Source organism: Aeromonas sp. S9(2024), assembly GCF_041403185.1.
In the GTDB taxonomy this organism is placed as follows: Bacteria; Pseudomonadota; Gammaproteobacteria; order Enterobacterales; family Aeromonadaceae; genus Aeromonas; species Aeromonas enteropelogenes.
The window spans coordinates 150,631-163,325 of sequence record NZ_JBGLRE010000002.1 but is presented as its reverse complement, the minus strand read 5'-3'; the positions used below and the strand labels follow the sequence as shown (position 1 = coordinate 163,325).

8 protein-coding genes are annotated in these 12,695 nt (G+C 62.9%); 2 read left to right on the top strand and 6 right to left on the bottom strand.

Annotated features, from left to right (window positions below):
- Positions 1 to 129: 129 nt before the first annotated feature.
- On the bottom strand, positions 130 to 1,167 hold the full coding sequence (locus tag ACB028_RS04005; protein ID WP_371143569.1) for a Mal regulon transcriptional regulator MalI: 1,038 nt from the start codon (positions 1,165 to 1,167) through the stop codon (positions 130 to 132).
- Positions 1,168 to 1,454: 287 nt separating this feature from the next.
- Between ACB028_RS04005 and malX the strand changes: the two genes are divergently transcribed.
- Positions 1,455 to 3,026, top strand: coding sequence for a maltose/glucose-specific PTS transporter subunit IIBC (gene malX, locus ACB028_RS04000; protein WP_371143568.1), 1,572 nt, complete (start codon positions 1,455 to 1,457; stop codon positions 3,024 to 3,026).
- A gap of 81 nt (positions 3,027 to 3,107) precedes the next feature.
- Positions 3,108 to 4,310 carry a MalY/PatB family protein gene (locus ACB028_RS03995; RefSeq protein WP_371143567.1) on the top strand — a complete coding sequence of 401 codons (1,203 nt, stop codon included), beginning with the start codon at positions 3,108 to 3,110 and terminating at the stop codon, positions 4,308 to 4,310.
- Positions 4,311 to 4,338: 28 nt separating this feature from the next.
- Here the strand turns inward: ACB028_RS03995 and ruvC are convergent, their stop codons facing one another.
- From ruvC to ACB028_RS03970, 5 genes are all read right to left on the bottom strand, one after another.
- A complete protein-coding gene (gene ruvC / locus ACB028_RS03990) occupies positions 4,339 to 4,860 on the bottom strand; it encodes a crossover junction endodeoxyribonuclease RuvC (RefSeq protein WP_042027609.1) in 522 nt (173 codons plus the stop codon).
- A gap of 131 nt (positions 4,861 to 4,991) precedes the next feature.
- The gene (locus ACB028_RS03985; RefSeq protein ID WP_371143566.1) at positions 4,992 to 6,011 is read right to left on the bottom strand and encodes an efflux RND transporter periplasmic adaptor subunit; all 1,020 of its coding nucleotides are present in this window, start codon (positions 6,009 to 6,011) and stop codon (positions 4,992 to 4,994) included.
- Between the two features lie 54 nt (positions 6,012 to 6,065).
- Positions 6,066 to 9,128 (bottom strand): efflux RND transporter permease subunit, encoded by a 3,063-nt coding sequence (locus tag ACB028_RS03980; protein ID WP_371143565.1) that lies wholly within the window; start codon positions 9,126 to 9,128, stop codon positions 6,066 to 6,068.
- 165 nt (positions 9,129 to 9,293) lie between these two features.
- On the bottom strand, positions 9,294 to 11,618 hold the full coding sequence (locus ACB028_RS03975) for an acyl-CoA dehydrogenase (protein ID WP_371143564.1): 2,325 nt from the start codon (positions 11,616 to 11,618) through the stop codon (positions 9,294 to 9,296).
- A 48-nt stretch (positions 11,619 to 11,666) separates the two neighbouring features.
- A complete protein-coding gene (locus tag ACB028_RS03970; protein ID WP_026456593.1) occupies positions 11,667 to 12,320 on the bottom strand; it encodes a TetR/AcrR family transcriptional regulator in 654 nt (217 codons plus the stop codon).
- Positions 12,321 to 12,695 lie beyond the last annotated feature (375 nt).

Sequence of the window (12,695 nt, the reverse complement as noted above, 5' to 3'; positions counted from 1 at the left end):
CCTCTTTTTTGTTCAGGGTGTGGGCTCTGTATGTGTGCAAGCAGGGCTAACCCCTTGTTCGGGATGGCATTACCGGCGTATCAGGTCGAAACGAGAGGGCGGGGCTTTGTCTCGCTCGTTCCCGGTGATTTACGCCGATTCCCGCTTCTGCAGATTGGGGGTGATGATATGGCGGTTGGGGGCGAGCTCGGGTTGCTGCATCCGGGTCAACAGACGCAGGGCGGCCTGGCGACCGATCTCCCGCGCCGGCGAACTGACAAAGGTGAGGGCGGGGGCGGTGAGTTCGGCCTCTGCCACGTCGTCAAAGCCGAGCAGGGCCACCTGCTGGCCGATGTAGTTGTCCTTGCCCACGGTGCGACCGCTGGCTTCCACCCCGTAGATGCCGCCGAGGGCCACTTCCGGGTAGTGGCACAGAATGGCCGTTACTTTGGGATGCTGGAGCAACAGCTGGGCTATGGTGTCGGCTGCGCTGCGCTGGGTGCGATCGCATTCGAGCACCCACTCGGGTTTGAAGGGCAGGCCGTATTGCAGCAGGCTGGCGCAGTAACCACCGATCCGCTCGGCGCGGGTCAGCGAGTCGGCCCGTCCCCCCACATAGGCGATATGGCGGTGGCCCTGATCGATGAGATAGGTGGTGGCCTGCTGGGCGGCATGGGTATTGTCGGGGCCGATAAAGTCCACGTCATCGCGATAATAGGAGCGGGCGGCACACACCACGGGCAGCTCGGAGTCGAGCAGCGCCTCCATGGTTTTGGCGGCCGCGCCGCGCACCGGATTGAAGATGATGCCCGCTACCCCCTGGCGCGACAGGGACTGGATGCTCTGCTGCAACCGCTCCGGACTGTGGCCGCACTGAGTCAGAAACAGCAGATATCCCTGCTGCTCCAGCACCTCGCTCACCCCGGCAGTGACCTCGGTATAGAAGGGATCCGTGATGTCCCGCAAGATCAACCCCACCAGGTTGGACTGCTGGCTGCGCAGGTTGGCGGCGGCGCTGTTGGGCACATAGTCGAGCTGCTTGATCGCCTGCTGCACCCGCTCTGTGGTGGCAGGGGAGATGCGCCCCTTGCCCCGCAGCACCATGGAGACGGTGGTGACCGAGACTCCCGCCAGCTGGGCAACGTCGGTGATCTTGGGGTTTTTCGACAAGAGCGGTTTGGGGGACATAGGCGAACGGGCGACAGCAGATGGATACCGAGGCTCCAGCATACCCCCTCGTCTGCCCGAGTGAAACGTTACATCACCTTCGAGCCGATCTGGCTCACAGTTTCGCAACGCCTATCCTGCCAGCTCGGTCATTCTGTGATCATCTTGGCAATTGTGAGGTGATAAAACGTTTTATCATCCAGCAAAACCTGATGGGGGGCTGTCGCCCTTGCTTGCCAGCAAGGGAGTGGACAACGGCGACAGTGACCGACATCGGGCGTGCCCTTAACCTTACAAGGATCAGACATATGGCCAAGTCACCCGCCAAATCCACGATATGGGAGTTCCTGCAAAGCCTCGGCAAGACCTTTATGCTGCCGGTCGCCCTGCTGGCCTTCTCCGGTATCCTGCTCGGTGTCGGCAGCTCGCTCACCAGCGATGCGGTCAAGCAGAGCATGCCCTTCCTCGATAACACCCTGCTGCAACTGCTCTTCCTCTGGATGACCAAGGTAGGGCTGGTGGCCTTTATCTATTTGCCGGTGATGTTCGCCGTCGCCATTCCCCTCGGGCTGGCGCGAGAAGAGAAGGGAGTCGCGGCCTTTGCCGGTTTCGTCGGCTACGCAGCCCTCAACCTCTCTATCAACTTCTATCTGACGGTCGCCAACGTCATCGGTGACGCCGCGGCGGAGAAGGCCTACGGGGTGAAAGCCATCCTCGGCATCAGCTCCATCGATACCGGTATTCTGGGAGCCATCATCGTCGGGGTGATCGTCGCCAAGCTCCATGCCCGTTTTTACACCTACAAGATGCCGGATGCGCTCGCCTTCTTCGGCGGTGCCCGCTTCGTGCCCATCATCACCGCACTGGTACTGGGGGTGGTCGGTCTGGTGGTGCCCTTCGTCTGGCCCTGGTTCGCCGCCGGCATCAACGGCATTGGTGCGCTGATTTCCCACGCCGGCCCCTTCGGTCCCTTCCTGTTCGGTACCGGTGAGCGTCTGTTGTTGCCGCTGGGCCTGCACCACATTCTGGTAGCGCTCATTCGCTTCACTGAAGCGGGTGGCACCCAGCTTGTGTGCGGCAACGAGGTGAGTGGCGCCCTCAACATCTTCTATGCCGAGCTCTCCTGTGCCGATACCACCCAGTTCTCGGTCTCGGCCACCTCCTTCCTCTCCCAGGGCAAGATGCCGGCCTTCCTCGGCGGTTTGCCGGGGGCGGCGCTTGCCATGTATCACTGCGCCCGTCCGGAAAATCGTGGCAAGATCAAGGCGCTGCTGGTCTCCGGTGTGGTGGCTTGCGTCATCGGCGGGATCACAGAGCCGCTGGAGTTCCTGTTCCTGTTCGTGGCACCCGTGCTCTATTTCATCCACGCCATCCTGACTGGTCTCGGCTTTATGACCATGGGGCTGCTCGGCGTCACTATCGGCAACACCGACGGCAACCTCATCGATTTTCTGGTGTTCGGCGTGCTGCAGGGCACCGCCACCAAGTGGTACCTGGTGCCCGTGGTAGCGGGGATCTGGTTTGCCATTTACTACAGTGTGTTCCGCTTCGCCATCGTGCGCTTTAACCTCAAAACCCCGGGCCGGGAAATCGAAACCAGTGAGGCCGCGCAGCCGACCGGCAAGAAGGCAGGCAACAGCGGTTACAACGGCGAGATCATCCTCAATGCCCTGGGCGGTGCCGACAATATCCTGGCGCTGGACAACTGCATCACCCGCCTGCGCATGTCGGTGCAGGACATGAGCCGGGTCGATGACAAGCTGCTCAAAGCCAACGGCGCCATCGGGGTGATCAAGCTCGACGAGCACAACCTGCAGGTGGTGATAGGGCCTCAGGTCCATCTGGTGAAAAACCAGCTGCAGAGCCTGATGGGGGCCTGATCCGGCCCACCTTTTACCTTAATCCCCGGGGGCGTCACGCCCCCTTGTTCATTCGTATCTTTGCTGGCGAGAGAAAAAGAGATGCCCAACACAGACCCCTTTGATTTTGACCGCCAGGTCGATCGCCACGGCACCTACTGCACCCAGTGGGACTATGTGGCCGACCGCTTTGGCCACGCCGACTTGCTCCCCTTCACCATCTCCGACATGGATATCGAGACCGCCCCCTGCATTCGCCAGACCCTGGTCAAGCGTCTCGAACACGGGGTCTTCGGCTACAGCCGCTGGAACCACGACGACTTCAAGGGGGCGGTCACCGGCTGGTTCGCCCGCCGCTACGGTGCTCGCCTCGACCCCGAGAGTCTGGTCTACGGTCCTTCCGTCATCTACATCATCGCCCAGCTGGTGAGCCTCTGGTCCAAACCGGGGGAGGGGGTGCTGGTGCACACCCCGGCTTACGACGCCTTCGGCAATATGCTCAGCGCCAACGATCGGGTGTTGCTCCCTTGTCCGCTGATAAAGGGGGAGGGGAGCTATCACATTGACTGGGCCTGCTTCGAGCGTCAGACGGCCCGCCCCGATTGCCGCATCCTGCTGCTGTGCAGTCCCCACAACCCCACGGGGCGGGTCTGGACGCGGGATGAGCTGGGCCGGATGGCGGACATCTGCCAGCGCCACGGGGTCAAGGTCATCTCGGACGACATTCATATGGACATGAGCTTTGCCCCCTATCTGCCCTGGAGCGAGGTGGCCCTAGATGATGGCTGGGCGCTGGTCAGTTCGGGGTCGAAATCCTTCAACATTCCGGCGCTGGGTGGTGCCTACGCCTTTATCCCCAATGAGGGGGCGCGGGCGGATTATCTGCGGCAGCTTAAGGCTGCCCATGGCCTCTCGTCTCCCCCTATCCTCGGGGTGTTGGCCCATATCAGCGCCTATCGGGAGGGGGATGTGTGGCTCGATGCCCTGAAAGCCTACTTGCACGGCAATCTGGCGCTGGTGGCGGCGCGGCTCAACGCCGCCTTCCCCGCCATCGACTATCGGGTGCCCGAGGGAACCTACCTCGCCTGGATTGATTTGAACGGGCTCGGTATCGACTCGGCCGAGCGGATGGATGCGCTGCAACGCTTGCTGGTGGAGAAATACCGGGTCGCCATCATGCGTGGCGACACCTATGGCCCCGAGGGTAGGGGTTTTATCCGCTTGAACGTCGGCTGCTCCCGCCACAAGGTGGAGCAGGGGCTCGCTGCCTTGATCGGGGCGCTGACGGAACTGGTAGCAAAATAAAGCCCCGCCGATTGGCGGGGAGAGGGGGTCAGCGGTAGCGGCCGCGCACCGAGCCACTGGTGCGACCCGCCATCTTGATCAGGCTCTGGCGGGTGTGCAGGTGGCACAGCGCCACCCCGAGGGCATCGGCCGCATCGGCCTGCGGGGTGGCGGAGAGTTTCAGTAGATGGGTCACCATGTGCTGCACCTGCTCCTTGGCGGCGCCGCCTGTGCCTACCACCGCCTGCTTGATCTGGGTGGGGGAGTATTCGCTCACCGGCAGGGCCGCGTTGACGGCGGCCACGATGGCGCTGCCCCGGGCCTGTCCCAGCTTCAGGGCCGAGTCGGCGTTGCGGGCCATAAAGACCCGCTCGATGGCAAACTCGGTGGGCTTGAACTGGGTGATGATCTCGCACACCCCGTCGTAGACCTGCTTGAGGCGCTCCGGCAGCTCGCCGCAATCGGTGCGAATACAGCCCGACCCCAGATATTCGGCCTTGCCGCCGACTACCCGGATAACCCCGTATCCGGTGATCCGCGATCCCGGGTCAATGCCCAAAATAATGCTCATGGGTTGTGATTGCTCTGAACGCGAGTGATGGCCGCCAAGATAGCAAACTGTGGCCCGCTTGGCTGTACGTCTGCACTCAAGCGGCCAAACATTGCTCAGCCACGGGATAAAGAGGTGTCCCCGGCCGTCAATCAGCCCTCGAACAGGGTGACTGTGTCGCCATCGCGCAGGCTGCCGGCGCCGCGCACCACCACCCTGTCACCGGCCTTGAGGGCACCGCTCACCGCCACCTGCTGGCTGTCGCCAAACAGCACTGTGACCGGTATCCGGTTGACCTTGAGCCCTTTTTCTCCCTGTTCGACCCGGTAGACCACGCTTCCCTCGGTGCCGAGCACCAGGGCATCCCGTGGTAGCTGCATGCTCTGCTGCTCCCCAAGGGGCAGGGCCACTCGCACCGGCGAGCCTATGATGAAACGACCCGCATCGGGTTTGAGGCGCAGCTCGATGAGGCGCGATCTGGGGTCGGCGCTGACCGCCCGCTGGTAGTAGACGCCGTGGCCGCTCAGCTGCTCCCCTTCCACCCGCAGCCGGGTCTGGGGCGCCAGCCGGCCGGCCCAGACGATGGGGGCCTGCAGGCGGATGTCCGGTTGGTCCGGATTGACCAGCTCCAGTGCCCGCTCGCCAGCATCCACATGCTCTCCCGGCTGGATGAAGTGGTTGTTCACCACCCCATCGAAGGGGGCGAAGATGTGGCTGCGGCGCAGCTGCTCTTCAATCTGGCGTACTTGCACCCGGGCCAGCCGCTCGGCCAGCTCGGCCTGCTCCACGTCGTAACGGGCCTTGTCATACTGGCTCTGGGAGGCGCTCTTTTGCCGGTGCAGCGTCGCCAGCCGGCCAAACTCGGCCCGGGCGAAGCGCACATTGCTGTCCCACTTGGCCTGCTCGGCCCGGGCCTGCTCCAGCGACAGTTGCAGCGCCGCGTTGTCGAGGCGCAGCAGTTCGTCCCCCGCCTTGACCCGGCTGCCAAATTCGGCGATCCACTCCACCCGGCCACTCACCTCGGCGCTCAGCGCCGCCTGCTGGCGGCTCGCCACAGTGCCGCTGACCCAGATGCTGGCCGCCGTCTCCCCCTGGGTCACATCCGCCAGGGTGACCACCTTCTCCTGGGCCCGGGCGGTGCCCAGGCTCCCCGCCAGCAGGGCCGCTGTCATCAGCATCCTTGTAACCATTCTTGTAAAAACGGGTGTCATTGATGAGCTCCTTGCTCAGGCCCGCTGGCGCAGGGGAAGTGGGGTGTCGGCCCGCTCCCCCAGTCGCAGGAAGGCGGGTAACAGGATCAGAGTAAACAGGGTGCTGCAGCTCATGCCGCCGACGATGACGGTGGCCAGCCCCCGGTAGATTTCACTGCCCTCGCTCGGGCTCAGCATCAGCGGCAGCATGCCGAAGATGCTGGTGAGGCTGGTCATGGCGATGGGGCGCATCCGGCTTTGCAGGGCGTCGGTCACCGCTTGCGGGCGGCTCATGCCCTCCCGCTCGGCGGTGCGGGTCTGGTGCACCAGCAGGATGGCGTTGTTGACCACCAGCCCCAGCAGAATGACGAAGCCGATGATGGTCAGCAGATCCATAGGCAGGGGCACCAGCAGGCCACTCAGGTGGAGCGCCAGCACGCCGCCGACGGTGGCGAGTGGCAGGGCGAGCAGCACCAGGATGGCGTCTTTCAGGGAGGCGAAGACCCCCCACAGCAGGATCAGCAGGATCATCACGGCAAACAGGAAGATGGCCCCCAGGTTGTCCAGCGCCTGCTGCAGGCTGTCGGCGTTGCCGTCGATGCGCAGCTCGCCACCGGCGGGCAGCTGCGGCCGGATGGCGACGAAGCTCTTGTGCTGCAGTACTTCTAGCACTTGCTCCATGCTCATCCCCTCGGGTGGGGCTATCTGCAGGCTGATGCTGCGCCGGCCGTCGGCGCGAAAGATGCTGGCAGGGCCCATGTCGTGCTCCACCCGCAGCAGTTCGCCAAGGGGGACGATGCGCCCGGACGGGGTCGCCAGCGGCACGGCCCGCAGTTCGTCGGGATTGGCGGAGCTCTGTCCTATCAGCAGGATGTCGAGCCGCTCCTCCCCGTCGAAATACTCGCCGACCCGCAGGCCGTCACCGAAGGTCTGGATGATGGCGGGCATGGGGGTACGATCCCAGCCTACCTCGGCGAGGCGCCTGTCTTGTGGCACCAGGCGCAGTTCGGGGGCGGTGAAATCGAGATCGGGTTTTGGCCTCACCTGGGCGCCCGGCAAGTCCTGCTGGACGATGACCATGGCGGCGCGCGCCGCCTGGTAGAGGGCCGGCAGATCCCCCCCCTGCAGCAGCAGGGAGATGCCGTTCTCGCTGTCAAAGCCGCCAAACAGCGAGCCCTGGCCGCCAAAGGCCCGGGTGTCGGGGACACCCACCAGCAACTGCTTCATCAGCAGCTGCTCCAGCTCCTTGATGCGGTTCTCGTCCCTGGGCCTGACCCCGATCTGGGCGCCGCCCGGGTAGCGCAATATGTAGTAGTTCTTGAGGGCAGGCTCCTGCTCCCCCTTCATGTAGGGGGCGAGGCGGGCGATCAGGGTATCGATCACCTCCTCGCGCTGGGCCTTGAGGTTGACCCCGGGGGTGAAGCTCATCCAGACGTCCACCGCATCGCGCTTCACATCCGGCAGGTAGTTCATCCTGGGCAGCAGGGCCCAGGTTGCCAGGGCAGGCAGGCTCATCATCAGAGTGATGATGGTCCAGCGCCGGCGGGGCGTGCCGGTCCAGCGGATCACATGGCGGGTGGTGCGCTGCCACAGCGAGTCATAAGGGTCGATCAGCCGTTCTCCCCCCATCCAGCGCGCCGCCACGGCGGGCAGCACGATCACTGCCACCAGCATGGAGACTGTCACGGCGCAGGCGATGGTGAGGGCAAGGTCGGCAAACAGCTGCCCCTCCACGTCGTTGAGCAGCAGTACTGGCAGGAAGATGGCAACCGTGGTCAGGGTGGAGGCCACCAGGGCGGTCCACACCTGGCGGGTGCCTTCCAGCGCCGCGGCCGGCTTGCTCAAATCCCCCTTCTCGTGACGCCGGTAGATGCTCTCCAGCACCACGATGGCGGCATCCAGCACCATGCCGACCGCAAAGGCGATCCCCGCGAGCGAGATGACGTTGAGGGTTCTGTCCATCATTTTGAGCAGGCAGAAGGTGAGCATGATGCTGATGGGGATGGCGAGAGCAATCATCAATGTTGCCTTGAGCCGGCGCAAGAACAGCCAGAGGATGGCGCAGGAGAGCAGCACCCCCAGCCCCAGGTTGGCGGTCACCATGCTCACCGCCCGGTTGATGTAGAGGGAGGCATCAAACGACTGCTCCATGTGCAGGCCGACCGGCTCCAGCACCTCGCGGTTGAGCTCGGCCACCCTGGCCTTGATCCCTTCGAGTGCCGCCAGGGCGTTGGCGCCGCTCTCCTTGAAGATCTGCGCCGCGATGGCGGTGTTGCCGTTTTGAATGCGCAGTACCGGGTTCTCTTCCCGCGCCAGCCGGATCTCGGCGACGTCCCGCAGATAGATGGGCAGGCCGTCGCGCCAGTCCACCACCTTGTCTCCCAGACTCGCCACGTCGTAGCGGCCGGCGAAGCGCAACTTGTACTCCCAGCGGCCGATGTCGAGGGTACCGGCCGACACGTCCCAGCCGGTGCCGGCGCGGCTGGCGAGCACCGGGATCTCCACCCCCAGCTCGGCGGCGCGGTAGGGGTCGAAGCGGATCTGGATCTGGCGCTCGTTGATCCCCTGGATATCGACGGTCGATACCCCGGGGATCCGCTCCAGATCGGGTTTGACCCGAGCTTCGATCAGTGCCTGGTGGTCATCAATTTTCCCTTTGCTGCCAGGCAGTTGCTGGATGAAGAAGAAGGTGAGGGTGTCGTTGCTGCTGTAGTTGTTGACGTAGGGGCCGCCGATGTTGTCCGGCAGGCCGGAGACCCGGTTCAGGCGCGAGATGACGTCGAGCTGGGCCCGCTGCATGTCGGTGCCGAGGGCGAACTCCAGATCGATTTCGGTGAAGCCGGGGTAGCTGTTGCTGATGAGACGCTTGAGCCCCTGTACTCCCTGCATCTCCTGCTCGATGGGGTCGGTTACCTCCGACTCCATCTCCTGGGGCGAGGCCGAGCGCCAGTCCACCGAGATATTGAGGTGCGGGCGCTCTATGTCGGGAAACAGCTGGACTGGCAATCCCCGAATGCTGAGCAGGCCCAGCAGAAAAATCAGCACGATCGAGACCGCCACCCAGATGGGGCGTTCGATCGCCGTTTTGGCGAGGTTCATTCACTCTTCCTGAGTTTTGTTGTTATCGGCCATTCCGCTGGCCTTGCTTCCAAAGTCCCTGAAACAGGGACTCAAGCATTTAACTGGAATTCCCCCCGCTTGTAAACGCATGGTTAACAAACAAAAAAACCGGCCACCAGGGCCGGTTTTCAGGAGTCAACGGGATCAGGCTGCGTTGTCGACCCGGTTGGGCTGGGAGAGGCCTTCCAGCTCGCCCGGGGCGAAGTTGTCCACCTGGATGGCTTCATAGCGCAGGGCGTCGGCGGCCAGCAGCTTGTCCGCTTCATCCTTGCTCAGGATGGAGTGGGACAGGGCGGCGGCAACCAGCTCCGGAAGGGCCATCTTGCGGGGCAGCTTGCCCTCTTTCTGGGCCTGCACCAGCTTCTTCTCGTAGGGCTGAACCGCCACCATGGCCTGGAAGGCGCGCTCCATCAGGCCGACCGGATCCGCTTCGTCCTTGCCGACATAACACAGGGCGGTCAGACGATCGCGGAACTCACCCGGCTTCATCATGGCCAGGCAGATGGCGTGGCAGCGATCATCGGCCGGCATCTTGTAACCGACGCCGAACGGGAAGACCACGCGCTTGAGCACGGCGCCCACCACCTTGTTCGGGAAGTTCTGGAAGAAGCCCTCGAACGCCTTGCCAATGAGGTAGAGGTTGCGCTCCACCGCGTACTGCACAAACGGCAGATCGGAGACCATGCGGCCCTGATCCTCGTAGTGCTTGAGGGTGGCGGAGGCCAGATAGAGGTGGCTCAGCACGTCGCCAAGACGGGCGGAGATCATCTCCTTGCGCTTGAGATCGCCACCCAGCATCAGCATGGAGATGTCTGCGCACAGGGCCAGCCCTTTACTCATGCGTGACAGCTGCTTGTAGTAGCGAGCGGTTTCGCCGGCCACCGGGGCGCTGTTGAACTGGCCCAGGGTCAGCCCCTGGAACAGGGCACCGAAGAAGTTGCCGGTACCAAAGGCGATGTGCTTCATCAGCAGGGCGTCAAACTTCTCGAGGCCGCGCTCCACGTCGGTGTCGGCCGCCGCTTCCAGCTCGGCGAACACGTACGGGTGACAACGGGTGGCCCCCTGGCCGAAGATCATCAGGTTGCGGGTCAGGATGTTGGCTCCTTCCACCGTGATGGCCACCGGAATGCCCATGTAGGCGTAGCCGGTGTAGTTTTTCGGCCCAAGCTGGATGGCGCGACCGGCGTGGATGTCCATGGAGTCATCCATGATCTGGCGCGCCATTTCGGTCATGTGGTACTTGGAAATCGCCGTGACGATGGCCGGTGCCTGACCGAGATCCAGGGAGCCTGCGGTCATGCGGCGGGCCCCTTCCAGCTGATAGGTGAGGCCGCCGATGCGGGCCAGCGCTTCCTGTACCCCTTCAAACTTGCCGATGGACATGCCGAACTGCTTGCGCACGTAGGAGTAGGCACCCACGGTGCGGCTTGCCATGTGGCCACAGGCGGTGCCAAGGGCGGGCAGGGAGATGCCGCGACCGGCGGAGAGGCATTCGACCAGCATGCGCCAACCTCGGCCGGCGTAATCCGGGCCACCGATGATCCACTCCAGCGGAATGAACACATCCTTGCCGAAGGTCGGGCCGTTGAGGAACGCCAACCCCATGGGGTAGTGGCGATCGCCGACACGCACGCCCGGGTGATCGGTCGGGATCAGCGCACAGGTGATGCCGATCTCTTCCTTGTCGCCCAGCAGTTTTTCCGGGTCATAGAGCTTGAACGCCAGACCCAGTACAGTAGCGCGCGGTGCCAGGGTGATGTAGCGCTTGTTCCAGTTGAGGCGAATGCCGAGCACTTCCTCGCCCTTGTGCATGCCCTTGCAGACGATCCCCTTGTCCGGGATGGCGCCCGCATCGGAGCCCGCTTCCGGCCCGGTCAGGGCGAAGCAGGGCACTTCCTTGCCGTTGGCCAGCCCCGGCAGCCAGAAATCCTTCTGGGCCTGGGTACCATAGTGCATCAGCAGTTCGCCCGGGCCGAGGGAGTTGGGCACCATGACGGTGACCGCCACGCTCAGGCTTTTGGTGGCGATACGGGTGACGATGGTGGAGTTGGCAATCGCGGAGAACTCGCGGCCGCCATAGGATTTCGGAATGATCAGGGAGAAGAAGCCTTCCTTCTTCAGATAATCCCACACCGGCTCCGGCAGGTCCTTGGTCTCGTTGACGATCTTGAAGTCGTCGACCATGGCGAGCAGGGTTTCGACCTGGTTGTCGATGAAGGCCTGCTCCTCTGCGGTCAGCTCGGCCTTGCCGTAGCCATGCAGCTTTTTCCAGTCGGGGTTGCCGCGAAACAACTCGCCATCCCACCAGACGGAGCCGGCTTCCATGGCCTCCCGCTCGGTGGCCGACAAGGGCGGCAGTATCTTCTTGAAGATGCCGAATACCGGACGGGTTACCATCTTTTTACGGATGGAGGGTACGCCGAGCACGACGGCTATCGCCAGCACCAGCAGGATTAGCAATGTGATCATACCGAAGTTCCTTCTATTTCACTGTTTCCGTTGATTTATTGTTGGTTGTTACACGGCCAGGGCCTGCCTGGTCGACTCCACGGGCGCCCCGACTCCGGACGCCAGATAAGGAATAACGTTGCGCACCAGCCCTTCCACATCGAGCTGCTGGCCAAAATCGGCCTGGGCGATGTCGCGCAGGGCATCGGCGGAGGCCATGGTGAACACGACGGTGCCCAGGGTGAAATGCAGGCGCCAGAAGAGATCCGCTGGCGACAGGGCCGGATTGGCCTTGGAGATGGCCTGGGTGATCCGCTGCAACACGGCGCCGTAATGGGCGGTGATGAAACGGCGCAGGTGGCCCTGGCTGTCGATGTAGCCGCGTCCCAGCAGCTGCATGAAGAGAGCTGGGCCGTTGGCCCGCACGGCAACCAGTTTCATCAGGGGATCGACAAAGCTTTCAAACACCTGCAGCAGGCTCAGCTGATCCTGCGCCATCAGGGTACGCAGACGGGCGTCCAGTTCCGGCATGAACAGGCTAAGGTAGCGATCGAGCACCGCCTGGATCAGCTCCTTCTTGGAACCGAAGTGATAATTGACGGACGCCAGATTGACGTCGGCCTCACTGGTGATCAGGCGCAAAGAGGTATCAGCAAATCCCCGCTCGGCAAACAGCACTTCCGCGGCATCGAGAATACGGTTTTTGGTATCGATTTTACTCACTGTACACCTCACTTAAACGAATGTTTAAAAAGTACGTTTCATAAGGTCAAGTGTCAAGAGAGTGTGAACAAGTGTTAGCGAAATGTTTTTTGCGAAAAGTACAACGGAAGGGGAACTTAAGTCGCACGGCGGGACTCTATATCTATGCCACTGCAATTAAACATTAAGTCTCGCCCAACCTGCTTCATGCTAGTTGGGCATTTTTTTACCCGCTCCTTGCCGATAACGGACGGCAGGCAAAAAAAACCGCCGCAGGGCGCGACGGTGGGGAAAGTGAGTTTTCCTCATCCTGAGGCAAACTATCGATGCGAGTTCAGGCATTCATCGATGGTGCCAGTATGCCAGCCCGCGCCAGCCAGACTATGTCAGGTTCTC

Coding starts and splice junctions, on each gene's coding strand:
- ACB028_RS04005 (WP_371143569.1), bottom strand. CDS start 1,167: ATGTCCCCCAAACCGCTCTTGTCGAAAAACCCCAAGATCACCGACGTT.
- malX (WP_371143568.1), top strand. CDS start 1,455: ATGGCCAAGTCACCCGCCAAATCCACGATATGGGAGTTCCTGCAAAGC.
- ACB028_RS03995 (WP_371143567.1), top strand. CDS start 3,108: ATGCCCAACACAGACCCCTTTGATTTTGACCGCCAGGTCGATCGCCAC.
- ruvC (WP_042027609.1), bottom strand. CDS start 4,860: ATGAGCATTATTTTGGGCATTGACCCGGGATCGCGGATCACCGGATAC.
- ACB028_RS03985 (WP_371143566.1), bottom strand. CDS start 6,011: ATGACAGCGGCCCTGCTGGCGGGGAGCCTGGGCACCGCCCGGGCCCAG.
- ACB028_RS03980 (WP_371143565.1), bottom strand. CDS start 9,128: ATGAACCTCGCCAAAACGGCGATCGAACGCCCCATCTGGGTGGCGGTC.
- ACB028_RS03975 (WP_371143564.1), bottom strand. CDS start 11,618: ATGATCACATTGCTAATCCTGCTGGTGCTGGCGATAGCCGTCGTGCTC.